Source organism: Pseudonocardia abyssalis, assembly GCF_019263705.2.
Lineage (GTDB): Bacteria > Actinomycetota > Actinomycetes > Mycobacteriales > Pseudonocardiaceae > Pseudonocardia > Pseudonocardia abyssalis.
Map to the genome: position 1 here is coordinate 3505158 of NZ_JADQDK010000001.1, position 23208 is coordinate 3528365.

Annotated in this window: 22 protein-coding genes; 11 read left to right on the forward strand and 11 right to left on the reverse strand. The window is 74.2% G+C overall.

Annotated elements, in window-relative coordinates; all coding sequences use genetic code 11:
* Window positions 1–22 precede the first annotated feature (22 nt).
* From I4I81_RS16975 to I4I81_RS16985, 3 genes are read left to right on the forward strand one after another with little or no spacing between them, the layout of a single operon-like run.
* Window positions 23–694, forward strand: a complete 672-nt coding sequence (locus I4I81_RS16975) for a CDP-alcohol phosphatidyltransferase family protein (RefSeq protein ID WP_218616163.1) — start codon at window positions 23–25, stop codon at window positions 692–694.
* Complete coding sequence (locus I4I81_RS16980) at window positions 691–2175, forward strand: sulfatase-like hydrolase/transferase (RefSeq protein ID WP_226363416.1); 1485 nt, start codon at window positions 691–693, stop codon at window positions 2173–2175. The genes I4I81_RS16975 and I4I81_RS16980 overlap by 4 nt, the downstream gene beginning before the upstream one ends.
* Before the next feature lie 13 nt (window positions 2176–2188).
* A complete protein-coding gene (locus I4I81_RS16985; protein ID WP_226363417.1) occupies window positions 2189–3235 on the forward strand; it encodes a winged helix DNA-binding domain-containing protein in 1047 nt (348 codons plus the stop codon).
* Between the two features lie 157 nt (window positions 3236–3392).
* Here the strand turns inward: I4I81_RS16985 and I4I81_RS16990 are convergent, their stop codons facing one another.
* Window positions 3393–4832 (reverse strand): DHA2 family efflux MFS transporter permease subunit, encoded by a 1440-nt coding sequence (locus tag I4I81_RS16990; protein WP_218605610.1) that lies wholly within the window; start codon window positions 4830–4832, stop codon window positions 3393–3395.
* Between the two features lie 188 nt (window positions 4833–5020).
* Window positions 5021–5554, reverse strand: a complete 534-nt coding sequence (locus tag I4I81_RS16995; RefSeq protein ID WP_308187683.1) for an Lrp/AsnC family transcriptional regulator — start codon at window positions 5552–5554, stop codon at window positions 5021–5023.
* 108 nt (window positions 5555–5662) lie between these two features.
* Here I4I81_RS16995 and hppD point away from each other — a divergent pair, with 108 nt between their 5' ends.
* Both hppD and I4I81_RS17005 read left to right on the forward strand, forming a co-directional pair.
* The gene (gene hppD, locus I4I81_RS17000; protein ID WP_218605611.1) at window positions 5663–6853 is read left to right on the forward strand and encodes a 4-hydroxyphenylpyruvate dioxygenase; all 1191 of its coding nucleotides are present in this window, start codon (window positions 5663–5665) and stop codon (window positions 6851–6853) included.
* 37 nt (window positions 6854–6890) lie between these two features.
* The gene (locus I4I81_RS17005) at window positions 6891–7163 is read left to right on the forward strand and encodes a hypothetical protein (RefSeq protein WP_218605612.1); all 273 of its coding nucleotides are present in this window, start codon (window positions 6891–6893) and stop codon (window positions 7161–7163) included.
* 119 nt (window positions 7164–7282) lie between these two features.
* Here I4I81_RS17005 and I4I81_RS17010 read toward each other — a convergent pair whose 3' ends face one another.
* A complete protein-coding gene (locus I4I81_RS17010) occupies window positions 7283–7486 on the reverse strand; it encodes a cold-shock protein (protein WP_185721642.1) in 204 nt (67 codons plus the stop codon).
* Window positions 7487–7820: 334 nt separating this feature from the next.
* On the opposite strand from I4I81_RS17010, the gene I4I81_RS17015 reads away from it, so the two are divergent.
* The 3 genes from I4I81_RS17015 (at window position 7821) to I4I81_RS17025 (ending at window position 10933) form a co-directional block, all read left to right on the forward strand.
* Window positions 7821–8624, forward strand: coding sequence for a carbonic anhydrase family protein (locus tag I4I81_RS17015; RefSeq protein WP_218616164.1), 804 nt, complete (start codon window positions 7821–7823; stop codon window positions 8622–8624).
* 223 nt (window positions 8625–8847) lie between these two features.
* Entirely contained in the window at window positions 8848–9717 is an 870-nt protein-coding gene (locus tag I4I81_RS17020; RefSeq protein ID WP_218606364.1) for a VldE C-terminal domain-containing protein, read from the forward strand.
* A 169-nt stretch (window positions 9718–9886) separates the two neighbouring features.
* Window positions 9887–10933 (forward strand): VldE C-terminal domain-containing protein, encoded by a 1047-nt coding sequence (locus I4I81_RS17025; RefSeq protein WP_218616165.1) that lies wholly within the window; start codon window positions 9887–9889, stop codon window positions 10931–10933.
* A 3-nt stretch (window positions 10934–10936) separates the two neighbouring features.
* On the opposite strand, the gene I4I81_RS17030 is transcribed toward I4I81_RS17025, so the two are convergent.
* Window positions 10937–13057: a PhoX family protein gene (locus I4I81_RS17030; protein ID WP_218606082.1), complete on the reverse strand. Its 2121-nt coding sequence runs from the start codon at window positions 13055–13057 to the stop codon at window positions 10937–10939.
* 91 nt (window positions 13058–13148) lie between these two features.
* On the reverse strand, window positions 13149–13580 hold the full coding sequence (locus I4I81_RS17035; protein ID WP_218606081.1) for a hypothetical protein: 432 nt from the start codon (window positions 13578–13580) through the stop codon (window positions 13149–13151).
* A 112-nt stretch (window positions 13581–13692) separates the two neighbouring features.
* Here I4I81_RS17035 and I4I81_RS17040 point away from each other — a divergent pair, with 112 nt between their 5' ends.
* Window positions 13693–14271: an ATP-dependent Clp protease proteolytic subunit gene (locus I4I81_RS17040; protein WP_218616166.1), complete on the forward strand. Its 579-nt coding sequence runs from the start codon at window positions 13693–13695 to the stop codon at window positions 14269–14271.
* Window positions 14272–14376: 105 nt separating this feature from the next.
* On the opposite strand, the gene I4I81_RS17045 is transcribed toward I4I81_RS17040, so the two are convergent.
* Window positions 14377–15153 carry a pentapeptide repeat-containing protein gene (locus I4I81_RS17045; RefSeq protein WP_218604312.1) on the reverse strand — a complete coding sequence of 259 codons (777 nt, stop codon included), beginning with the start codon at window positions 15151–15153 and terminating at the stop codon, window positions 14377–14379.
* Window positions 15154–15230: 77 nt separating this feature from the next.
* Here I4I81_RS17045 and I4I81_RS17050 point away from each other — a divergent pair, with 77 nt between their 5' ends.
* Window positions 15231–16256 carry a 6-phosphofructokinase gene (locus tag I4I81_RS17050; RefSeq protein WP_218604313.1) on the forward strand — a complete coding sequence of 342 codons (1026 nt, stop codon included), beginning with the start codon at window positions 15231–15233 and terminating at the stop codon, window positions 16254–16256.
* On the opposite strand, the gene I4I81_RS17055 is transcribed toward I4I81_RS17050, so the two are convergent.
* Complete coding sequence (locus tag I4I81_RS17055) at window positions 16257–16850, reverse strand: DUF4126 domain-containing protein (protein ID WP_218604314.1); 594 nt, start codon at window positions 16848–16850, stop codon at window positions 16257–16259.
* A gap of 21 nt (window positions 16851–16871) precedes the next feature.
* Window positions 16872–17597: a LuxR C-terminal-related transcriptional regulator gene (locus I4I81_RS17060; protein WP_226363418.1), complete on the reverse strand. Its 726-nt coding sequence runs from the start codon at window positions 17595–17597 to the stop codon at window positions 16872–16874.
* Between the two features lie 175 nt (window positions 17598–17772).
* Here I4I81_RS17060 and I4I81_RS17065 point away from each other — a divergent pair, with 175 nt between their 5' ends.
* The gene (locus I4I81_RS17065) at window positions 17773–19263 is read left to right on the forward strand and encodes a helix-turn-helix domain-containing protein (protein ID WP_218604315.1); all 1491 of its coding nucleotides are present in this window, start codon (window positions 17773–17775) and stop codon (window positions 19261–19263) included.
* Window positions 19264–19578: 315 nt separating this feature from the next.
* On the opposite strand, the gene I4I81_RS17070 is transcribed toward I4I81_RS17065, so the two are convergent.
* Genes I4I81_RS17070 through I4I81_RS17080 form a run of 3 tightly spaced genes read right to left on the reverse strand, consistent with a single transcriptional unit; the run spans window position 19579 to window position 23026 of the window.
* Window positions 19579–20901 carry a serine hydrolase domain-containing protein gene (locus tag I4I81_RS17070; RefSeq protein ID WP_372453626.1) on the reverse strand — a complete coding sequence of 441 codons (1323 nt, stop codon included), beginning with the start codon at window positions 20899–20901 and terminating at the stop codon, window positions 19579–19581.
* A gap of 15 nt (window positions 20902–20916) precedes the next feature.
* Window positions 20917–22743: a glutamine--fructose-6-phosphate transaminase (isomerizing) gene (glmS, locus tag I4I81_RS17075; protein WP_218604316.1), complete on the reverse strand. Its 1827-nt coding sequence runs from the start codon at window positions 22741–22743 to the stop codon at window positions 20917–20919.
* A 16-nt stretch (window positions 22744–22759) separates the two neighbouring features.
* Window positions 22760–23026 carry a hypothetical protein gene (locus I4I81_RS17080; protein ID WP_218604317.1) on the reverse strand — a complete coding sequence of 89 codons (267 nt, stop codon included), beginning with the start codon at window positions 23024–23026 and terminating at the stop codon, window positions 22760–22762.
* Between the last annotated feature and the right edge of the window lie 182 nt (window positions 23027–23208).

Here is a 23208-nt window from a genome sequence, read left to right on the forward strand (position 1 = left end):
CCGATGTGTGTACACAAGCCCCGTGACGACCGTATCCCGGCAGCGACGCGCGCAGCAGGCGTGCGGAGCGGCGGCCCAGGTCGTCCTGCTCGCGCTGCTGACGGCGGTCGCCGGGCTCGGCGCGGCCGGTTGGGCGGCCGGGCTCGGGTTCGCCGCCGGGCTCTGGGCCCTGCTGGACACCGCCGCCCGGCGCGCGGGCACCGACACCCTCGGACCGGCCGACGTGGTCACGCTCGCCCGGGCCGCACTGGTCGGTGGTGTGCTGGCACTGGTGGTCCACGGGGCGGGGCCGGTCCCGATCGTCGTCGTCGCGTCCGTCGCGCTCGTCCTCGACGCCGTCGACGGGCGGGTGGCCCGGCGCACCGGCACGGTCTCGGCGCTGGGTGCGCGGTTCGACATGGAGGTCGACGCGGTACTGCTGCTGGTGCTGTCCGTGCACGTGGCGACGCTGCTCGGTCCGTGGGTGCTGGCGATCGGGCTGATGCGCTACGCGTACGTCGCCGCGGGGCGGGTGCTGGGGTGGCTGCGGGGGTCCCTGCCGGTCCGGTACTCGGCGAAGGTCGTGGCCGCGGTGCAGGGGATCGTGCTGGTGGCGGCCGTCGCCGGGGCGCCGGGCTGGACGGTCGCGGTGTCGCTGGCCCTGCTCGTGTGGTCCTTCGGGCAGAGCGTGGTGTTCCTGTGGCACGCGCGGTGAGGACCGCCGCCGCCGCACTCGTCGTCCTCGTCGCGCTGGTGGTCCCACGGGACGCCCTCGGGGTGCTGCGGCTGCCCGTCGAGGGGCTGCTCCTCGTCGCGCTGCTGCTCCTGCTGCCCGCCCGGGCGGTCCGGCCCGCCGCCACCGTCGCCGGGATCGGTCTGGGGGTCGTCGCCGTCGTCGCCGTGCTCGACGCCGGGTTCCGCGCCGTGCTGGCCCGCCCGTTCGACCCCCTGCTCGACGCCACCTCGGTCGGGGCGGGCGTCGAGTTCGCCGCGGGGTCGGCGGGCCCGGTCGCGGCGGTCGGGGCGGTGCTGGGGGCCGTCGTCGTCGCGATCGCGGTGGTCGTCGGGGTCGCGCTGGCCGTCCGGCACCTGGCCCGGCTCGCCGTCGCGCACCGGCGCACCGCCGCCCGCGCGGTCGCCGTACTGGCGCCGGTCTGGGTGGTCGCCGCGCTCGTCGGCGCCCCGGTCGCCTCCGCGGGCGCGGCACTGCTCGTCCGCGACCACGCCGTCCAGGTCCGCGACGGGCTCGCCGACGCCGAGACGTTCGCCGCGGAGCTCGCCGCCGACCCCTACCGCGACACCGACGGGCTCCTCACCGCGCTCGAGGGCAAGGACGTCGTCGTCGCGTTCGTCGAGAGCTACGGCCGCGACGCGGTCGACCTGGTCGGCCCGCACCTCGACGCCGGAACCCGCGACCTCGACGCCGCCGGGTTCGCCACGCGCAGCGGCTTCCTCACCTCACCGGTCGTCGGCGGCAACAGCTGGCTGGCCCACGCGACGTTCCTCTCGGGCCTGCGCGTCGACGACCAGCGTCGCTACGCCGCACTCGTCGACAGCGACCGGATGACGCTGAGCAGCGCGTTCGGCGACGCCGGCTGGCGGACGGTCGGGGTCATGCCCGGCACGACCCGCGAGTGGCCCGAGGCCGGCTTCTACGGCTACGACACCGTCCACGACTACCCCGCGCTCGGCTACCGCGGCCCCGACCACGGCTGGGCGACCGTGCCCGACCAGTACACCCTCGCCGCCTTCCAGCGCGCCGAGCGCGACACCCCGCACGCGCCGCTGATGGCCGAGATCGCGCTGGTCAGCAGCCACGCGCCGTGGGCGTACGTGCCGCCCGTGCTGGACTGGACGGCCGTCGGCGACGGGTCGGTGTACCACGAGGTGGCGCCGGGCCCCGCGGAGTACGCGGGCTCGATCGCCTACTCGCTCGGCAGCGTCGTCTCCTGGGTGCGGGCCTACGGCGACGACGACCTCGTGCTCCTCGTCCTCGGCGACCACCAGCCGTCCGCGGCCGTCACCGGCGGGGGCGCGACCGCGGACGTCCCGGTCTCCGTGGTCGCCCGCGACCCCGCGGTGCTCGACCGGATCGCCTCCTGGGGCTGGACACCCGGCCTGCGCCCCGCCCCGCACGCCCCGGTCTGGCCGATGGAGGGATTCCGGGACCGCTTCCTGGCCGCGTTCACCGGGTAGGAAGGATGGGCACGTGGCCGAACGGGAGCTGTCGTGGGCGCGACTCAACCGGGCGCTGCTGGCCCGGCAGCTGCTGCTGGAGCGCGCCGACCTGACGCCGGTCGCGGCCGTCGAGCGGGTGGGCGGGTTGCAGACGCAGTACAGCCCGTCGGCCTACGTCGGGCTGTGGTCGCGGCTCGCCGGGTTCCGCCGCGCCGACCTCACCGACGCCCTGACCCGCGGCCGGATCATCCAGGGCTGGGTGATGCGCTGCACGATCCACATGGTCTCCGCCGCCGACCACCCGCCGATGACCGAGGCCGTGCGCGCGCACCGCAGGCTGCTGTGGAGCCGCGATCCCCGCAGCACCGGCATCGACATGGCGGCCGCCGCCGACACCGTCCGGGACCTGCTCGCCGGCGGACCGCTGACCCAGGCGGCGCTCGTCGAGGGGCTGCTCGCGGCGGGGTTCACGAAGGACGCGTTCGCCGGGGTGCAGCTCTGGATCGACCTGGTGCGCGTGCCACCCGCCGGCACATGGGAGCGCCCGCGCGCGCACGTCTACGGCCTCGCGAAGGCCCCCCGCACCCCCGTCGACCCCGCCGCGGCCGAGGAGCTGCTCGCCCGCCGCTACCTCCGCGGCTACGGGCCCGCCACGCCCGGTGACCTCGGCCGCTACGCCGGCTGGACGATCACGCACACGAAGACCGTGCTCGACCGCCTCGTACTGCGCACCGCCCGCGACCCCGACGGCACCCTGCTCGTCGACCTGCCGCGCGCCCCGCTCCCGGACGCCGACACCCCCGCGCCGGTGCGGTTCCTCGGCAACTTCGACGGCGCGCTGCTCCTCGGCCACGCCACCCGCGCCCGCCTCGTCCCGGCCGAGCACCGGCACGAGGTGTTCCACGTCCGCAAGCCGCAGTCGATGCCGACGTTCCTGGTGGACGGTCGGGTGGCGGGCACCTGGCGGTTCACCGACGGGCGCGTGGAGACCGCGCCGTTCGAGCCCCTGCCGCCCGCCGCCCGCGACGAGGTCGACGCGGAGGCGGCCCGGCTCACCGCGTTCCACCTCGACGGCTGAGGTCGGGGCGAGGAGCCCGGCGGGATCGAAGTCGGCGCGACCGGTGCCGAAGCCGGTGCGGAACGTCGCCCGTCCAGCCCGGGCCCCGCCCCCACCGACTCGTGCAGCGCACCGGCCGGGATCAGGAGGTCGCCGACGTCGCCGACGACCGAACGGGTCATGCCGCGGCGTCGACCTTCTCGGCCGCGGCCCTCCTCTTCGGCGCCACCAGCAGCGACACCCCGATCGCGCCGAGCGAGATCACCGCGGCGGTCCCGAACGCGACGCGGACCCCGGCCGCGTCGATCGCCCCGTCCGACACCGATGCGATCGTCATCACGGTGACGAACAGCGCGGTGCCCGCGGCGCCCGCCACCTGCTGCAGCGTGGTGATGATCGCGCTGCCGTGCGAGTACAGCGACGCGGGGAGCGAGCTCAGGGCGTCGGTCATCAGCGGCGTGAGCATCACGGCGATGCCCGCGCTCAGCACGACGTGCGCGGCGACGACGGTCCACAGCGGGCCGCCGACCAGCAGCGTGAGCATCCACAGCGCCGCGCTGAGCACCACGGACCCGGGGATCACCAGCGGGCGCGCGCCGACGCGGTCGAAGGCGCGGCCGACCACCGGGCCGAGCAGGCCCATCACCAGGCCGCCGGGCAGCACCACCAGCCCGGTGGTGAACGGGTCGGTGCCCAGCACCTCCTGCAGGTAGAGCGGCAGCAGGATCAGCGCACCGAACAGCGCCATCATGCTCAGCGCCACGAGCAGGACCGACACGACGAACGAGCGGTGCGCGAACGGCCGCAGGTCGAGCAGGGCGCGGTCGTCGCGCTGCAGCCGCAGCTGGCGCCGGACGAACACGACCATCGCCACCGCCCCGACGGCCACCGGGATCCACGGCGGCACCCGGGCCCCGCCGCGCGCGGCCTCGCCGATCGCACTCAGGCCGTAGACCAGGCCGCTGAACGCGACCGCGGAGATCAGCACCGACAGGACGTCGAGCGGGACCTTGCGTGTCTGCACCGGCACCCGCAGCAGCGTGGCCCCGGTGGCGAGCGCGACCAGGGCGATCGGCAGCACGATCCAGAACATCCAGCGCCAGTCGAGCGCGGAGAGGATCAGGCCCGAGATCGTGGGGCCGACCGCGGGCGCCACCGCGATGACGATCGAGATCGTGCCCATCGTCGAGCCGCGGCGCTCGATCGGGATCAGCGTCATCACCGTGGTGAACAGCAGCGGGATCATCACCGCGGTGCCGACGGCCTGCACCACGCGGCCCACCAGCAGCAGCTCGAAGCCGGGCGAGAGCGCCGCGATCAGCGTGCCCGTCGAGAAGATCGTCATCGCCGCGACGAACACCTGCCGCGGCGAGTAGCGCTGCAGCAGGTACCCCGTGACCGGGATGACCACCGCCATCGTGAGCAGGAACCCGCTGGTCAGCCACTGGGCCGTGCTCGCGCTGATCTGCAGGTCGACGATCAGCACGGGCAGTGCGACGCTCATGATCGTCTCGTTGAGGATCATGACGAACGCCGAGCCGACCAGCAGCCCGATCGCCAGACCCACCCGCGTGGCCGGTGCCCCCGGCTCGTGGAGAGCGACACCATCGCCGGACATGTACTTCCCCCCGTTCCAGCGACCGGTCGGGCCGCCGTGATCCGACGGTACCGACCACCCCTGACACGCCGCAGCCGTGATAACCGCGGCCGTGACCGCCGCCACGCCCTCAGGCCGCCTGCGCCGTCGCCCGCCGCGAACCCGACCACCGGCGCCGGCAGCACGCCAGGTCGGCGTACGCCCGGTCGCTACGTCCGGGGCCCGTCCCGGTCACGGCGGGAGACGGGGTCGCGGCGGTACGCGGGCGCCCGGGGCGACGATCGGCGCGGGCCCCGCTCCAGCAGGGGCGCCGTCCGGGGCGCGACGACGGTCGACAGCACGATCACACTCGTCGAGCGGGAGACGGTGCCGGAGCGGTCGATCTGCAGCAGCGTCTCCTGCAGGTCCTCGTGCGAGGCCGCGGCGAGGCGGCACAGCACGTCGGACGTGCCGGTGGTGGCGTAGGCCTCCAGCACCGCGGGCAGCGCCGAGAGCTCCGCGGTGACGTCGTCGAGAGCACCCTGGGCGATCTCCAGCGTCACGAACGCCTGCACCGCGAACCCGGCCGCGACGACGTCGACGTCGGGCCCGTAACCGGTGACGACGCCGTCGCGCTCCAGGCGGTCGAGCCGCGACTGCACGGTGCCCCGCGCCACCCCGAGCGTGCGGGACAGTTCCAGGACGCCGGCGCGGGGCGTCTCCCGCAGGGCGCGGAGCAGGTCGACGTCGAGGGCGTCCAACATGGGCAGACTGTACAGTTTCTGACGGTTCCGACTGGCCGATCTGCCCATCCCGTCCAGCCCGAGCGGGGCCTGTTGCGCAGTGTCGGGTCGTGACGCTGTCATGGGTGCATGAGCATCGACCAGACCCTCACCGGCCAGGAGCGACTGGCCGATCTCGACCTCGACCAGCTCCGGCAGCTCGTCGGCCTCGTGGAGCACGACGGCGACACCGACCCGTTCCCCGTCACCGGTTGGGACGCCGTCGTGTGGGCCGTCGGCAACGCCACCCAGGCCGCGCACCTCTACCAGGCCGTGTGGGGCATGGAACTGGTCGCCTACTCCGGCCCGGAGACCGGCAACCGCGACCACCACGCCTACGTCCTGCGCTCCGGCGCCGTGCGGTTCGTGCTGACCGGGGCCGTCGACCCGGCCTCGTCCGTCGCCGACCATCACCGCCGCCACGGCGACGGGATCGTCGACATCGCCCTCGAGGTGCCCGACGTCGACCGCTGCGTCGCGCACGCCCGCGCCCAGGGCGCCGTGGTGCTGGTGGAGCCGCACGACGTGACCGACGAGCACGGCACCGTCCGCTCCGCCGCGATCGCCACCTACGGCGAGACCCGGCACACGCTCGTCGACCGCTCCCGGTACTCCGGCCCCTACCTGCCCGGGTTCGTCGCGCGCGGCGGCGTGACGGCAGGGCCCCGCCTGTTCCAGGCGCTCGACCACGTCGTCGGCAACGTCGAGCTCGGTGAGATGGACACCTGGGTCGGCTTCTACAACCGCGTCATGGGCTTCACGAACATGGCCGAGTTCGTCGGTGGGGACATCGCCACCGAGTACTCCGCACTGATGAGCAAGGTCGTGGCCAGCGGCAACCACCGCGTCAAGTTCCCGCTCAACGAGCCCGCGATCGGCAGGAAGCGCAGCCAGATCGACGAGTACCTGGAGTTCTACGGCGGGCCCGGCGCGCAGCACCTCGCGCTGGCCACGACGGACATCCTGCGCACGGTCGACGCACTGCGCGAGCGCGGCGTCGAGTTCCTGTCCACACCGGACTCGTACTACTCCGACCCCGCCCTGCGCGCCCGGATCGGCCGTGTCCGCGTGCCGGTCGAGGAGCTGGCGAGCCGCGGGATCCTGGTCGACCGCGACGAGGACGGCTACCTGCTGCAGATCTTCACCAAGCCCCTCGGCGACCGCCCGACCGTGTTCTTCGAGATCATCGAGCGGCACGGGTCCCTGGGCTTCGGCGCGGGCAACTTCCAGGCCCTGTTCGAGGCCATCGAGCGCGAGCAGGAGCGGCGCGGCAACTTCTGAGACACCCGACGCGGCGGGGCACCGCTAGATTCCGGACATGGACGACGTGCTCCCCATCCTGGAGAAGGTGCCCTTCCTCGTCGACGCCCAGATCTGGGAGGTCGCCTCGCGGTGCCGCATCTACCGCTCGCGGGCCGACGAGGAGGACCAGACGGTCGAGCTCGAACTCAGTCGCGACACCGCCGGGCGGTGGATGGTGGTGGCGCGCGACGAGGAGCGTGACCTGACCGCGCAGGGCGTGCCCATGCCCGGCCTCAACGGCGCGATCAACATGGTGCCCTGGTACCTGCTGGACGACCCGCCGGCCTGACCGGCTGCCGACCGCCGGAGCACCGTCCGACGCATCCCAGGCCACTCCCGACCGCCCCCGGGAACGACGGAAGCCCGCCACCCCCGAGAGGGTGACGGGCTTCCGCGAAGAAGGGTGGGTCAGACGACGCGAACGCCGGTGGCCTGCGGGCCCTTGGCGCCCTGGCCGACCTCGAACTCCACGCGCTGCCCCTCGTCGAGCGAACGGAAGCCGCCCGCGTCGATCTCGGAGTAGTGCACGAAGACGTCAGCGCCGCCCCCGTCGACGGAGATGAAGCCGAAGCCCTTCTCCCCGTTGAACCACTTCACAGTTCCCTGCGCCATGCGATGAGCTCCTAGCAGATGGTGGTGGGGGTCGCACTGCGCGACCACCCGACCGACCGTCCCTGACGGCGACCCCCCGGACCTCTGTGGACCGGGCTGACTCCGACAACTTGTTCCTGCGGGCGTGCATCACACGAACACCGAAACCGACGGACGAACACCACGAACCCTACACGGGTCGATCAGGCCCCGGATTCGGGCTGCTCATCGTCGGTCCTCCCAGGTTTCGGACATCGGGGACGACATACGTTTAGCACTGGCAATGATCCACTTCCGGGCGTAGCTTCCGGGTCACCGAGAAGAGTGAACCGACCTGGAACTGGAGCTCGACGTCGTGCCCACCCGCCGCTCGTTCCTGACCGCCGTACCCGCCCTCCTCCTCGCCCCCGGGGTCGTCGGCTGCGCCGCCACCCCGTCACCGCCCCTCACGAACCCTCCGCAGACGGGCGCGGCGTCCACGAGCCCCGCACCCCCGATGGGCCCGCAGCAGAGCCCGATCGCGCTGAGCACGACCGACGCCGTCGCCGCACCCGAGCTGCCGGAGCTCGTCGTCGACTACCCGCGGTCGGTCGACCTGTCCGTCCGCTACGTCAGTCGCGACCCCGACGACCCGACCGGCTGCACCACCCGCGGCCGCGAGGAGACGATCGAGGCCGAGGTCCCGGCGGGCGCGGCGGGCATCTCGCTGGACGGCGTCCGCTACGAGCTCGAGCAGTTCCACTTCCACACCGGGTCCGAGCACACGCTCGACGGGCGCCGCTTCCCGGTCGAGCAGCACTTCGTGCACAAGGGCCCGAACGACGAGACGCTCGTGATCGGCCGGTTCCTCGACGGCGGCGGGCCCGGGACCACGGCTGCCGACCGCGTCCTCGACGACCTGCCCGAGGAGTGCGGTGAGGAGGTCGCGATCCTCGGGGCCGACCTGGCCGGCGACCTGCCCGCCGACCTCTCGACCCTGCGCTACCCCGGATCGCTCACCACGAAGCCCAACACCGAGGGCGTGTCGTGGCTCGTGTTCCGCACCCCCGGCGCGCTGGCCGACGAGACCATCGCCGACGTCCGCGAACTGTTCCCCGACGGTGACGCCCGGGACCTGCAGCCCCTCGACGGCCGGGTGGTCCGACTGCGCGAGCAGTGACCGCGCCCCGTGCGACGAATGGGCCAGCCAGGCGCCGTTCGTCGCACGCTGCGTGACGGTCGCCGTAGCGGAGTGCGTCCGAGCGAGCGGAACGCGCGGAGGTTGCCTAGTTTCGGTCCCGGGTCAGTGACGGCACGGTCACGAACTGGACACGGGACTCCCCACCCGACCGGCTCCCCCGAACCGGACGTCCAGCCGCACCGTCGGCCCGGAAGGTTCACACGTGGCTCGGCATCGCTCCCCCCGAGGTCGCCGCGCGCACGAGGGCTCTCCGTCCCCGGCACTGCGCCGGGCGACCGGATCGCCCTCGACGCGCCGGGCGGTCCCCGTCTCCGCCCCGTCGGCACCGGCGTTCCCCGGACCGCTGGGCTCCACCCCGGTGCGCCGCGGTGCCGCGGTCGTCGCCGTCGCCGGTGGCGCGCTGTCCCTGATGGGAGCCGCCGCACCCGCCGCGACCCCGGAGATCGCCGACGTCGCGGCCCGCTCCGAGCTCCCGGCCCAGGGCGACGTACCCGAGGTGCTGATGCTCCCGGCGGTGGTGCCGGTCGTGCCGGACACCGACGTGCTCGACGACCCCACGCCGCTCGTCAAGGCCGTGCAGATGGCCGAGGAGCAGATCGCGCGGGCCGAGGAGGAGCGCGTCGCCGCCGAGGCCCGCGCCGCGGAGGAGGCCGAGCGGGCCGCCGCCGAGGCCGCGGAGGCCGAGCGCCGGTCCTCCGTCGGCGACTGCGGGATGGACACCGGTCAGCTGGGCGCCGTGAAGGACTTCGTGCGCGATGCCGCCGAGTTCCTCGGCTGCATCTTCGACGTGTCGGCCATGCACGGCGTGGCGGGCCGCGCCGGCACCTCGGACCACCCGTCGGGCAAGGCCATCGACTTCATGGTCGACAGCTCCACCGGCGACTCGCTCGCCGCCTGCGCCCTGCGCAACATGGACTCCCTGGGCATCAGCTACGTCATCTGGGAGCAGCGGATCAACCACGGCAGCGGCTGGGAGCCCATGGAGGACCGGGGCGGTGCCACGGCCAACCACATGGACCACGTGCACGTCTCGTTCGACTCCGGCGGCGGCGGCAGCCTCGCCGGGTGTTGATCGCCGCTCGTCGCGCCGAGCGACACGCCCGACCCACCCGGAGTGACGGTTGACTCCGATCCGTGACCAGTTCGCTACCATCGGCGACGGAACAGCCCGTACGGCACCGGGGTCCCCACCCCGGCCGGTCCCCGAACCGGACGCCGGACGGCCCGACGAAGAGGTAGACGTGTCCCGGCATCGCTCCCCCGCCGGCCGGCGCACGCACCAGCGGCCCGCTCCCCAGGCGGTCGCGGTCCCCGGTGCGTCGCCGCGTCGCGCCGACGCGCCGCCTGCCCCGTACGAGGGCGGCGGTGGGGTCGCCCTGCTCGAACGGCCCGACGACCGGACCCCGCCCCGCGTGTTCGCCGCCCCGCCCCGCGAGTTCGCCGCCCCGCCCCGCGAGTTCGCCGCCCCGCCCCGCGAGTTCCCCGCCCCGCCCCGCGAGTTCCCCGCCCTCGCCCCCCGCGTCGGCCCGCGGCACTCCGCGCCGGCCGTCCGCAACGGGCTGGTGGCCGCGGCCGCGGCCGCCGGGCTGCTGTCCGTCGCCGCGCCGCTCGTCCCGGTGCTCCCGGCCGCCCCCGACGACACCGCGTCCCTCGCACTGGCCGCCGAGTCGGCCGCCGGGACCGCCGCCGCCCCCACCCCCGCGGCCGCGTTCGCCGCGACCCCGGCCGCTCCCGTCGAGGGGCAGCTCGTCGACGGGCGGCTGCTCGCCGCGAGCATCCTGCCGGTGCTGGGCCAGGACGACTCCCTGCCCCCCGTCGCCGACGCGGAGTCGCTGCTCAAGGCCGCCGGGCTCGCCGACGCCGCACGCGCGGAGGAGGAGGCGCGCCTGGCCCGCGAGGCCGCCGCGAACTGCGACGTGCCGCTGCGCGGGCTCGGGTCGGTCAAGGACTTCGTCCGCGACGCCGCCCGCTTCATCTCCTGCCTCTACGAGTCGCCGACGCTGATCGGCGTCGCCGGGCGCGCCCGCGTCTCCGACCATCCGCGCGGCCTCGCGATCGACTTCATGACCGAGCGCGAGCGCGGCGACCGGATCGCCGACTGCGCCCTGGCCAACCAGGAGGCGCTCGGCATCAGCTACGTGATCTGGCGCCAGCGCGTCAACTACGGCGACGGCTGGGAGTCGATGTCGGACCGCGGCGGCGTCACCGAGAACCACTACGACCACGTTCACGTGTCGTTCGAGCGCGGCGGCGGGTCGGGCGACCCGCTCGCCGGGCTCTGCACGTAGCTCCTACTCCCCGATCCGCCCCGGGCGCCCGCCCTCGCCCTCCCGCCAGATGTTGACGACCGACGGCCGCGGCTGCGAACCCGGCCCGTCCGGCCAGGTCGACTGCGGCGTCTCGGTGCTCGCGCCGTCGAGGTCCCCGGGGTGCTGCGGCGAGATCAGCACGAACTCGTCCGTGACGACGGGGCCGCAGCACTCCGCACCGTTCGGCACGGTCGCGAACAGCGCGATGCGCCCGCGCGTCTCGCCCTCCAGCGACACCCCGTAGAGCCCGTCGTTGATGCCGGCCGGCGCGCCCGGCACCTCCAGCGCGCGCCCGGAGTCGGTGGAGATCCACAGGTTGCCGTGGCCGTCGAACGCGAGGTTGTCCGGCGAGGTGATCGGGCTGACCTGGGACTTGTCGAACCCGGAGAAGTACGTGCTCGGGTCGTCCGGGTCGCCGCAGACCAGCAGGATCCGCCACGCGAACGCCCCCGCCGCCGCGTCGCCGCCGTCCTCCTCGAACTCGACGACGTGCCCGTGCGCGTTCTCGATGCGCGGGTTCGCCTCGTCCGGACCGGCCTTCCCCTCGGTGCCGCGGTCGGTGTTGTTGGTGAGCGCGATGTAGACGCGTCCGGTCACCGGGTTGGCCTCGACGTCCTCGGGACGGTCCATCTTGGTGGCTCCGACGAGGTCGGCGGCCTGGCGGGTGAAGACGTAGACCTCCTCGGCCGACATCCCCGGCACGAACGACTCGGTGCCCGCCGCGAGCTTGATCCACTCTCCGGTCCCGTCGAACGCGCCGTCCGCGGGCAGGGCCCCGTCGCCGGTGATCTCCGCGGCCGGGCTGTTGCCGGTGAAGCGGGCGACGTAGAGGGTGCCCTCGTCGAGCAGGGTGGCGTTGGCCTCGCGGGCGGCGCGGGTGTTGCCCTCCTGCACCGTCGCGTTCGAGACGTACTTGTAGACGTAGTCGAAGCGCTCGTCGTCGCCCATGTAGGCCACCGCGCGGCCGTCGGCGGCGAGGTGGATGGTGGCGCCCTCGTGCTTGAAGCGGCCCAGCGCCGTGCGCTTGACCGGCGTGGCCGCCGGGTCCTGCGGGTCGACCTCGACGATCCAGCCGAACCGGTTGGGCTCGTTGGGCTCGGCGAGCATGTCGAAGCGCGGGTCGAAGCGCTCCCACTTGCGCTCCGACGCCTCCTCGGTGATGCCGTAGCGCTCGGCCCGGGTGAGGACCACGGGGTCGACGACCGACGCGGCGTTGGCGAAGTACTGGTTGAAGTTCTCCTCGCCGGACAGGAACGTTCCCCACGGCGTGACGCCGCCCGCGCAGTTGTTGAGCGTCCCGAGGACACGGGTGCCGGTGGGGTCGGCCGTGGTCCGCAGCAGCGCGGAACCGGCGGCGGGACCGGTGAGCACGAACTCCGACGTGGCGGTGTAGCGGCGGTTGAGGGGGTCGAGCACCGCGCGCATCTCGCCCGTGGCCGGGTCGCGCTCGACGACGTGCACCGACAGCCCGTGCGCGGCCATCCCGATGCGCACCTGCGTCTCGGTGGGGTTCTCCTCGTCGTAGCCCGCGAACATCAGCGGCTCGATCGTGTACTCGTGGTTGTTGAACATGACGAGGCGGTCGCCGTCGAGCGGCAGCACCCCGCAGAAGTCGTTGTTGTAGCCGAACTGCTGCGCCTGCGCCTCGGGCGTCTGGTTCGCGAAGTCGAACTCCGGGGCGCCGTCGACGATCGGGTCACCCCAGCGGATCACGACGTTGCTGCGGTAGCCCGGCGGCACCGTGATCGCGTCGGTGTTGTTGACGGGGACGGTCTCGTAGTCCAGGCCTGCGGGCAGGCCACCGCCGGTGCCCTCGGGGGCGCCGGGAGCTGCGGGCGCACAGGCCGCGAGCGCCCCGGTGGCCCCGACGGCCAGGGTGATCACCGCCCCGGCGCGCAGTGCGCCGCGGCGGGAGATCGCGCGCTGCAGGATCGTGCCGAAGTACTCGTTCTCGGAACGGTTGGGCACGGGCTGCGCGCAGGCGTCGCCGCAGCGGTAGCGGCAGGTGTAGAGACGGCCGGGGCGGTGCTGGTCGGTGACCAGCGGTAGCAGGCCGGTCCGGGTGGTGGGTTCGGCATCCGGGCAGGACTGGGCCACGGTCATCCTCCTGGTGGGAGCTCGGGAACGCTCCGACACTAGGTAGCCCGATCGAGGAGCCGGTGGCGCCCGGATGGACGCGAGGTGAATCCCCCGATCAGCTTCCCGGAGTGGCCTCGTGGCCAGCCCGACCCGCCGTGCGGCGACGCGCCTTCATCTCCGCTTCCAGCACGTGGCGGCGCCCGCCCATCGTGGCGTCGCGGACCGTGCGCTCCAGCTCCCGCCAGGTCGCGTAGTAGCCGTCGTCGAACTCCTCGACGATCTGGAACGTCCAGCGCCCGGCGATCGCGTTGAGGCCGATCAGCTCGTCGGCGATCCGCTCGGCGAGATCCCCGTGCCCCTCGGCCCGCAGCGTGTCGACGACGTCGTCGAGCTGGGCGTCGGCGCCGCCGGTGAGCTGGTGGAACTCGTAGAGCGCTCCGCGGGCCCGTTCGATCCGCTCCAACGCCTCCGACAGCGCACCGACCGCGGACACGAGGTCGTCGGAGGCACCGGCGGGCCGGGCGTGGGCGTCGTCGAGGGGTTCCACGGCGGTGGGATGTCCGGTTCGCCGACGGCGCAAACGCGGGCCCTCGGCGAACGCCGCCCGCCGGCGCAGCCGGCCGCCCTAGCGTCGAGGTACCGCCGACCGAGGAGCCACCGTGCACGAACCCCGCCAGCCCACCGTCACCCCGCAACCCGCCGTCCCGTCGCTGACCTCCACGGTGCTCGTGGCCGGGGCCGACCCGCTCGTCGAGCACCTGCTCGACGTCCGCGTCGTGCACGTCGGCGGCGTCCTCGACACCGACGCCGCCGACCGGGTGTGTGCCCGGCTGCGGCTCCTCGCCGCCCGCGACCCGCGCCGCGGGATCACGCTGACCGTGTCCTGCACCGCGGGGTCGGCTGGCGCCGGGCTCGCCGTCGTCGACACGATGGCGCTGGTCGCACCCGCCGTCGCCACCTGCGCGGTCGGCGTCGTGGCCGGGGTGGGGCAGCTGATCGTCACCGCGGGTGCGCCCGGGCAGCGGACGGCCGCACCGCACGCCCGGCTGGCCCTGCGCACGCCCTCGGCCGGCGCCGTCGGGGCAGCGGTGTTCGGCGAGCAGAAGCAGGAGGTGCTCGCCGTGACCGCGGCCCGGAGCGGTCAGGACGTCGAACGGGTGGCGGCCGACACCGCGGCCGAGCGCTGGCTCACCGCGGCCGACGCGCTGGAGTACGGGCTGGTCGACGCCGTGGCCTGAACGGGCCCGCGCACCGGCTCGCCGCCCGCGCACGTCCGGACGTGCGCGGGCCGCGGGAAGGTGCGCGGGCGGCGGCCCGCACCCGGGCGGGTCCGCAGGCCGGCCTCAGCCGGGACCGCCGTCTCCCGGCGCCCAGTGCGCCGGGCGCCCCGTCCCCGCCGGGAGCACGGTCGCCCCGTCGCCGCGGGCCGCGTCGAGCTGGGCCTGCACGCAGAACAGGGCACCCGTGAGGTCGGCGCCGGACAGGTCGGCGCCGCGCAGGTCGGCGCCCAGCACGTCCGCCCCGCGCAGGTCGGCTCCGCGCAGGTCCGCCCCGAGCAGGACGGCCCCGCGCAGGCAGCCGCGGCGCAGGTCGCGCAGGCGGGACCCGACGAGGTCCGCGCCGGCGTGGTCGGGGCCCGCCGGGTCGCGGACCAGCGCACTCACCGCGCGCAGCAGCCCCGCCACCTCCGCCCGGTGCGCCGACGGGTCGAGCGCGGCGAGCGCGTCGGGGGTGCCGTCGGACAGGCGCAGCGTCTCGTCGCGGGCGCGGCGCAGGTCGTCGTCGAGCGCCGTCCCCATCGCCAGGGCCGCGGTCTCGAACGCCAGCAGCTCGTGCAGCACCCGCATCGTCGGGAAGACCGCGGCGACGCGGGCGTCGGGGCGCCCGCCGAACGTCACCTGGACGACCTGCTGCCCCGCGCCGAAGCAGTCGTAGACGGTGCAGCCGGGGAACCCCCGGTCGCGCAGGGAGGTGTGGATGCCGCAGCCGTGGTCGGGCCGCAGGTTCGGGCACGGCGTCCCGGCGGGCTTGTCGATCGCGAAGTCGGCCGAGGCGGCGAACGCGGGGACGACGCAGCACAGCGCCGTGCAGCGCGCGCAGTCGGCCGTCAGCTCCCGCACGTCCAGCCCTCCTCGCACCGTCGAACCCGGCGACGCTAGCGTGTGCCCACTTCTGCATCGATGGAGAGGCCTCTCACATGCGCGTCGGCGTGCTCACCGGTGGTGGCGACTGCCCCGGACTGAACGCGGTCATCCGGGCGATCGTCCGCAAGGGCGTCCCCGAGTACGGCTACTCGTTCGTCGGCTTCCGCGACGGCTGGCGCGGGCCGCTGGAGGCCCTCACCAAGCCCCTGGACATCCCCGCCGTCCGGGGCCTGCTCCCCCGCGGCGGCACGATCCTCGGCTCCTCGCGCACCAACCCGTTCGCGATCGAGGGCGGTGTCGAGAAGATCCGCACCAACCTGCAGAACCTCGGCGTCGACGCCCTCATCGCGATCGGCGGCGAGGACACCCTCGGCGTCGCGACGAAACTGCACGAGATCGGCGTCAACGTCATCGGGGTGCCGAAGACGATCGACAACGACCTCTCCGGCACCGACTACACCTTCGGCTTCGACACCGCGGTGAACATCGCGATGGAGGCCATCGACCGGCTGCACACCACCGCCGAGTCGCACCACCGCGCGCTCATCGTCGAGGTCATGGGGCGGCACGCGGGCTGGATCGCGCTGCACGCCGGCATGGCGGGCGGGGCCAACATCATCCTCATCCCCGAGGTGCCCTTCGACATCGAGCAGGTCTGCACCTGGGTCGAGTCGCGGTTCCGGCTCGACTACGCGCCGATCATCGTCGTGTCCGAGGGCGCGAAGCCGAAGGACCGCGACGAGTCCCTGCTCAACGAGGAGAAGGACGCGTTCGGCCACGTCCGCCTCGGCGGCATCGGCGACTGGCTGGCCCGGGAGATCGAGGCGCGCACCGGCAAGGAGGCCCGCACGACGGTGCTCGGGCACGTGCAGCGCGGCGGCACCCCCACCGCACGCGACCGCTGGCTCGCCACCCGCTTCGGCCTGCACGCGATCGACGCGGTGCACCGGGGCGACTGGGGCCAGATGACGGCGCTGCGCGGCACCGACATCACGATGGTGCCCCTGAGCGAGGCGACGAAGGAGCTCAAGGTCGTCGACCCCGCCCTGTACGCCGAGGCCGAGGTCTTCTTCGGCTGATCAGCCGACCGCGAGCCGCCGCTCCCGCCACGCGCGGTAGCGGCGGTACCCGCGCCGCACGTTCTTCCACAGCACCACGAGCAGGATCACGCCGAGGACCAGCAGCACCGCGGCGATCCCGAACGCCACCGCCGGCGCGACGACGACGAGCGTCGCCACACCGGCCACCGCGACGTCCTCCCCGAGGCTCACCCCGATGTTCGTGACGGGCTCGGGCGAGGTGTTGACGATCAGCCGCAGCCCGCCCTTGACGAGGTGGCTGACCAGGGCCGCCGCCCCGCCGCTCGCGGCCAGCACGGCCTGCTCCAGCGAGCCCGCGTCGCCCGCGATGAGCAGCCCGATCACCGCGCCCGCCGTCGGCCGGATCGCGGTGGAGACCGCGTCCCACAGCGAGTCGACGTAGGGGATCTTGTCGGTGACGAACTCCAGCAGGTAGAGCACCGCGGCGACGACCAGCACGTCGGTGCGGGTGAGGGCCTCGGGGACGGCCTCGATCCCGCCGAACCGGCCCAGCACGCCGAGCACGACGACACACAGGTAGGCGTTGACACCGCTCGCCCACCCGCTCGCCAGCACCGCAGGGACCAGCTCCATCGGAGCAGGGTAGAGCAGGACTCAGACGATGCCCTGCCGCGTGGCCGTGTAGACGATCTCGGTGCGGCGGCGGACCTCGAGCTTGTCGCGCAGGTTGCGCACGTGGAACTTGACGGTCGCCTCGCTGATCAGCAGCCGGGCGCCGATCTCGCGGTTCGACATCCCGACGGCGAGCAGGCGGAGCACCTGGTTCTCGCGGTCGGTGAGCATCGCGCCGCCGAGCTGGCGGACGGCGGGGCGGTCCTCCTCGCGCACGACGTCGGCGGGCGTGCCCGGGCCGCGGGAGTCGAAGACGCTCTCGCCGCGCAGCAGGGCGTGGATCGCGCGCAGGATCTCGACGGTCTCTGCGCCCTTGCGGAGGTAACCGTGCACGCCCAGGCGCACGGTGCGGCGCATGACCTCGCGGTCGCGGCTGCCGGTGAGCACGAGGATCCGCACACCGCGGTGGCGCTCGAGCAGCATCCGGGCCAACTCGACGCCCGCCGAGTCGCCGCGGCCCAGGTCGACGTCGAGGATCACCAGGTCGGGGGGACATCGGTCGGCGACAACGAGCGCGTCGCGCGGCGAGGCGGCCTCGCCGACGACGGCCAGCTCGGGATCGGGTGCCACGAGCTGGCGGAGACCGAAGCGGACGATCGCCTCGCCGTCGACGATCAGCAGGCGGGCGGTGCGGGATGCCGTCGGGCGAACCGCGGCGGATCGGTCGAACGGAGCCACGTCCGGTTCGAGCACGGCGTCGATGGTCACGGGCCAACCTCCTTGGGGCCGTCGGGCGTGTCACGCGTCACTGAGGTGCGACGTTAGGCACCGTCGCGTTGCCTCGACGTTGCACGCGCAACGAGGGGTCGGCTTGCCCCGTCCGGGGGCCTGGGCAATGATGACCGCAGGGCATGTCCTGGGGCGATGACGCTCGGAGCTACAGATGACGACGCGCGGAGAGCCCGGCACGACGCCGGTGCACGATCCCGTCGAGCACGCCTGCGTGCTGCACGGGATCTACGACAGGGCGCTGTCCGGGGAGACCGGCGGGCAGGGCCCGAGATCGCTGGTGTCCGCGAGCTGGCAGCGCAGCCTCGCCGCGCACGTCGACCCCGACCGGCACACGCCGCCCGCCACGTTCGCCGAGGACGACCTCTCCGAGGTACGCGACACGCATCCGCTCAACGACGTGCTGCCGCTGCTGCGCAGCACGCTCGTCAGCATCGCCGACGAGGCCATGCACGTCATGCTCGTCACCGACGCCGACGGCACCATCCTCTGGCGGGAGGGCGCGGCCCGGCTGCTGCACATCGCCGACGACACCGGCCTCTCGCCGGGGTTCCGGATGTCCGAGGACGCCATCGGCACCAACGCGATGGGCACCACCCTGGCGATCGACGCGCCGGTGCAGATCCACTCCGCCGAGCACCTGGTCCGCGCGTTCCACGCGTGGACGTGCGCGGCCGCCCCGGTGCACGACCCCGACACCGGCGCGATCCTCGGCGCCATCGACATCTCCGGCCCCCTGCACACCGTGCACCCGGCGATGGTGCAGCTCGTCTCGGCCACCGCCCAGCTCGCGGAGAACCAGCTGCGCGTGCGCCTGGCCATCGCCGACGAGCGGTTGCGCGTGCGCAACATGCCGCACCTCACGAGCCTGCGCGGGCAGGGAGCGCTCGTCACCCCGACCGGTCGGATCGTCGCGGGCGAGCCGTACGGCGCGTGGCCCGAGCGCGTCGCGCTGCCCCAGGGGTCCGACCGCGTGCTGCTCGACGACGGCCGGGAGATGGTCGTCGAGCCGCTCGCCGAGGGCTACCTGCTGCGGACCCCGCGCACCGCCCGCGCCGTCCGACGCAGCGCACTGTCGCTGCGGTTCATGGGCGAGGCGGGCCCGCGCGTGGTGCTCAACGGGAAGACGGTGCCGGTCACGCTGCGGCCCGCCGAGATCCTCACCGCGCTCGCCCTGCACCCCGACGGCCTCACCGCGGAGCGCCTCGCCCTGCTGCTCTACGGCGACTACGGCAACCCCACCACCGTCCGCGGGGAGATCCTGCGGCTGCGCGGCCTGATCGGGGCCGACGTCCTGCGTACCCGCCCGTACCGCCTCGACGCCGCCGTCGACACCGACTTCGACACCGTCCGCACCGCCCTCCGCAAGGGCCGGGCCACCGAGGCCCTGCGCGCGTGCGCGGGCCCCCTGCTGCCGCGTTCGGACGCCCCGGAGATCCGGGAGCTGCGCGACCAGCTGGAGGTCGGCCTGCGTCGCCTGGTCCTCGACGCCGACGACGTGGAGCTGCTCGCCGAGCTCGCCGCGCACCCGCTGGGCCGCGACGAGCTCGAGGTGCACGACCGGCTCGGCGAGCTCCTGCCCGCCGACGACCGGCGCCGTCCCGAGGTGCTCGCGCGGCGCGCACGGTTGCTCGCCGACGACTGAGCCGGCCCGTCCACCACGGGCGCCGCCGGGCTCGTCCGGTGGGCCGCGCGGAAGCGACGGGCGAGATGGCCGGCGTCGCCGTACCCGACCCGCGAACCGACCTCCGCGACCGTCGGGGCGGGGTCCACGAGCAGCAGGCGGGCCGAAGGCGCCGCCCTCGGTGAGCCGCCGGTCGCGCCCGTCGACCCGGCGGACCTGGTCCCCGCGCCCGACGGAGGACGGCAGCAGGAAGTCGTGCGCGTGTGCGCTGCACAGCGGGTGACCGTCGACCGTCGGGGTCCCGGACCCACGGTGGCGCAGCGCTGAGCGGGCCGTTCAGGCCCAGTCGTCCGTGCCGCCCGGCACCGGCGCGGCGGGGTCGTACGGGGTGCGGGTGAAGACGAACGTGGCCAGGTCCAGTGCCACCGGGTCCAGGCGCAGGGTCTCGCCCGCGAAGTAGCCGTCAAGGCCGATCCAGGTGCCGTCCGGGCCGGGACGGAAGCGGCTGGAGCGGCCAGGGCGGCCGAGCCCGCCCAGGTGCAGCAGACCGCCGGACACGGCGCGCAACACGTACGGCGAGGGGCCCCAGTACCAGGGGCCGAGCAGTTCCAGCGGCACCGGCGACGGTGCGGGCGCCCAGGCGTCGACGACGCGGGGTTCGGCCGCGCGGACGTCGGCGAGCAGGGCTGCGGGCAGCCCGCCGTCGAGACCGGAGGTGGTGTTGCCCAGGGCGAGTGCGCCGGTGCCCTCCTCGCGGTCGACCCACAGCCCCGCGAGGAAGCCCGGCATCGATCCGCCGTGGCCGACCAGCACCGTCCCGCCTGATCCGTGGCCCCCGCCGGTGCGCTGGACCTGCACTCCGAGGCCGTAGGACGACCAGCCGGGCGCGGAGGAGTCGATCCCGGCCGGGAGCGTCATCTCCTCGACGGTGTCGGGCGAGAGCACGTCGCCGGTGTCGCCGAGCAGGAACGCGCCGAGGCGCGCGAGGTCGTCGGCGGTCGCCCACAGCTGCCCGGCCGGGGCCATGACCTCGGCGTGGTGCTCGGGCTCGGGCACGACGACCTCGGCCCACGGGTGCACGGCGTACCCCTGGGCGGCGCGGCCGTCCGGGCGCGGGGTCGTGCGGCGCATCCCCAGCGGGAGCAGCACCTCCTCGCGCGCGACGTCGGACCAGCTGCGGCCGCGCACCCGGGCGACGAGCTCGCCGAGCAGCCCGAAGCCGAGGTTCGAGTAGTGGAAGCGGCGGGCGGCCGGCAGCACGACGTCGGCGTCGGAGAGGGCGAGCCCCTCCAGCGTGGTGCCGGGCGTCCGCTCCCACCACTGCCCCGGGCTCTCCGACCCGGCGCCCGCGAGGTGGCTGAGCAGCTGCCCGAGCGTGCGGTCACCGAGCGGCGTGCCGGGCAGGTGGCGCTCCAGCGGGTCACCCAGGTCGAGCAGCCCCTCGTCGCGCAGCCGCAGGACCGTGACCGCGGTGACGGTCTTGCTGATCGAGCCCAGCCGGTACTGCACGTCGCGGTGCGGTTCCTCGACCGCACCGCGACCCGCCGACCAGACCAGCCCGCCGTCCCGCACCACCCCCGCCACCAGCGACGGGACGCGGCCGTCGCGCTGGGCGCGGGCGGTGCGGGCGAGCAGGACGGCGGCGGTGGAGTCGAGCACGGCCCCGATCCTGGCCTACTCCACCGTGACGCTCTTGGCCAGGTTGCGCGGCTTGTCGACGTCGCGCTCCAGGGCCACCGCGGCGTGGTAGGCCAGCAGCTGCAGCGGGATCGAGAGCAGGATCGGGTCCAGCTCCGGCTCGTTGCGCGGGATCACGATGGTGCGGTCGGCCAGCTCCGTCGACAGCTGCCGGTGCGCGAGCGCGATGACCGGGCCGCTGCGGGCCTTGATCTCCGAGAGCGTCGAGGTGTTCTTGTCGAGCAGGTCGTCGTCGGGGACGATCGCGACCGTCGGCATCTCCGGGCTGATCAGCGCGAGCGGACCGTGCTTGAGCTCCGCCGACGGGTAGGCCTCGGCATGGATGTAGGAGATCTCCTTGAGCTTCTGCGCGCCCTCGCGGGCCACCGGCCAGCCGCGGCGGCGGCCGACGAACATCATGCTCGGGCTCGGCGCGATCTCCCGCGCCACCTCGGCGATCTCGTCGGAGAGCGTGAGGATCTCGCGGATCTGCTCGGGCAGGGCCGCGAGGCCGTTGATGATGCGGGTGCCGTCGGTCGGCGAGAGGTCCCGGATGCGGCCCAGGTGCAGGGCGAGCAGCGCGAACGCCGTGACCGTCGAGGTGAACGACTTGGTCGCCGCCACCGACATCTCCGCGCCCGCGTGCAGGTAGATGCCGCCGTCGACCTGGCGCGCGATCGTCGACCCGACCACGTTGATGATCCCGATGACGCGCCCGCCCTTGCGCTGCAGCTCCTGCACCGCGGCCAGGGTGTCGACGGTCTCGCCGGACTGGCTGACCGCGACGTAGAGCGTGTCGGGCTCGACGACCGGGTTGCGGTAGCGGAACTCGCTCGCCGCCTCGCTCGTGGCGGGCAGGCGCGCGAGGTCCTCGATGAGCTGCGCGCCGAGGTCGCCCGCGTAGCAGGCGCTGCCGCAGCCGAGGATCTTGACGCGGCGGAACTCGCGGGCCTCGCGGACGCTCAGGTTGAGCCCGCCGAGGTGCGCGGTGGAGAAGCGCTCGTCGAGGCGACCGGCGAGCGCGCGGGTGATCGTCGCGGGCTGCTCCTCGATCTCCTTGATCAGGAAGTGCGCGTGGTCGCCGATCTCCGCGCCGACGACGTCCCAGTCGATCGTGCTCGGGCTCTTGGCCGTCGAGGTGTCGTCGAGGGTGAAGGTGCGGTAGCCGCCCGCGGTGAGGGTGGCCAGCTCGCCGTCGTCGAGGTAGACGACCTGGCGGGTGTAGCCGACGAGCGCGGCCACGTCCGACGCCACGAACATCTCCTTCTCCCCGACGCCGAGCAGCACCGGGCTGCCGTTGCGGGCGACGACGATCCGGTCGGGGTGCTCGGCGTCGACGACGGCGAGGCCGTACGCCCCGACGACCTGGCGCAGCGCCCAGCGCACGGCCTGCTCCAGGTCGGTGGCGCCCGCGGTGAAGGCGGCGGCGATCAGGTGCGCGACGCACTCGGTGTCGGTCTGGCTGACGAACTCCACACCGTCGGCGGTGAGCTTCGCCCGCAGCTCCTCGGCGTTCTCGATGATGCCGTTGTGCACCACCGCGATCCGGCCGCTGCCGTCGGTGTGCGGGTGCGCGTTCTCCGGCGTCGGACCGCCGTGGGTGGCCCAGCGGGTGTGCCCGATGCCGGGGGCGCCCTTGAAGCGGGCGGGGAGGTCCGCGGCCAGGGCGGCGACCCGGCCGCTCACCTTGCGCACCTTCAGCCCGGCCTTCGTCATCACCGCGAGGCCCGCGGAGTCGTAGCCGCGGTACTCCAGCCGGCCCAGACCCTCCACGAGGATCGGGGCTGCATCCTGCGGGCCGACGTACCCGACGATTCCGCACATGGGCGTGTCCTCTTCTCTAGCCGTACACGAGGCGGCGCAGTTGCCGGGCCGACAGCGCGGGCGGGGCCACCCGCCGCGTCGCCAGCTCGGCCCCGAGTGCCGCGAAGATCCGGTCGTTGTGCCAGCCGCGGTTCCTGAGCTCGGTGTGCCGGCGGCGGACGTAGTCCTGCACCGGCTCCGAGAAGTAGGCCACGACCTCAGCCACCACCCGCGTCGCCTCGCTCGCGCTCAACGGTGAGCTGCGCACGAGATGGTCGACGAGGTCGTCGTACGGGCCGGGCACCCGTCAGATGGTGCCGGATCGCGGGAAGAACTCCAAACCCCTGCCCGAAATCGGGCAAAGCCGCGAGTTTGCCGCCGCCACCCGGCGAGTTTGCCGCCGACGCCCGGCGAGTTTGCCGCCGACGCCCGGCGAGTTTGCCGATCCTCCACGGGCCGGTGGAGGGCGTTCCGACCGCGATCGAT

Bases quoted from the DNA above. Each gene is read 5' to 3' on its own strand.
- I4I81_RS17065 (WP_218604315.1), top strand. From the start codon at position 17,773: ATGACGACGCGCGGAGAGCCCGGCACGACGCCGGTGCACGATCCCGTC.
- hppD (WP_218605611.1), top strand. From the start codon at position 5,663: ATGAGCATCGACCAGACCCTCACCGGCCAGGAGCGACTGGCCGATCTC.
- I4I81_RS16995 (WP_308187683.1), bottom strand. From the start codon at position 5,554: ATGTTGGACGCCCTCGACGTCGACCTGCTCCGCGCCCTGCGGGAGACG.
- I4I81_RS17030 (WP_218606082.1), bottom strand. From the start codon at position 13,057: ATGACCGTGGCCCAGTCCTGCCCGGATGCCGAACCCACCACCCGGACC.
- glmS (WP_218604316.1), bottom strand. From the start codon at position 22,743: ATGTGCGGAATCGTCGGGTACGTCGGCCCGCAGGATGCAGCCCCGATC.
- I4I81_RS17050 (WP_218604313.1), top strand. From the start codon at position 15,231: ATGCGCGTCGGCGTGCTCACCGGTGGTGGCGACTGCCCCGGACTGAAC.
- I4I81_RS17055 (WP_218604314.1), bottom strand. From the start codon at position 16,850: ATGGAGCTGGTCCCTGCGGTGCTGGCGAGCGGGTGGGCGAGCGGTGTC.
- I4I81_RS17005 (WP_218605612.1), top strand. From the start codon at position 6,891: ATGGACGACGTGCTCCCCATCCTGGAGAAGGTGCCCTTCCTCGTCGAC.
- I4I81_RS17010 (WP_185721642.1), bottom strand. From the start codon at position 7,486: ATGGCGCAGGGAACTGTGAAGTGGTTCAACGGGGAGAAGGGCTTCGGC.
- I4I81_RS16990 (WP_218605610.1), bottom strand. From the start codon at position 4,832: ATGTCCGGCGATGGTGTCGCTCTCCACGAGCCGGGGGCACCGGCCACG.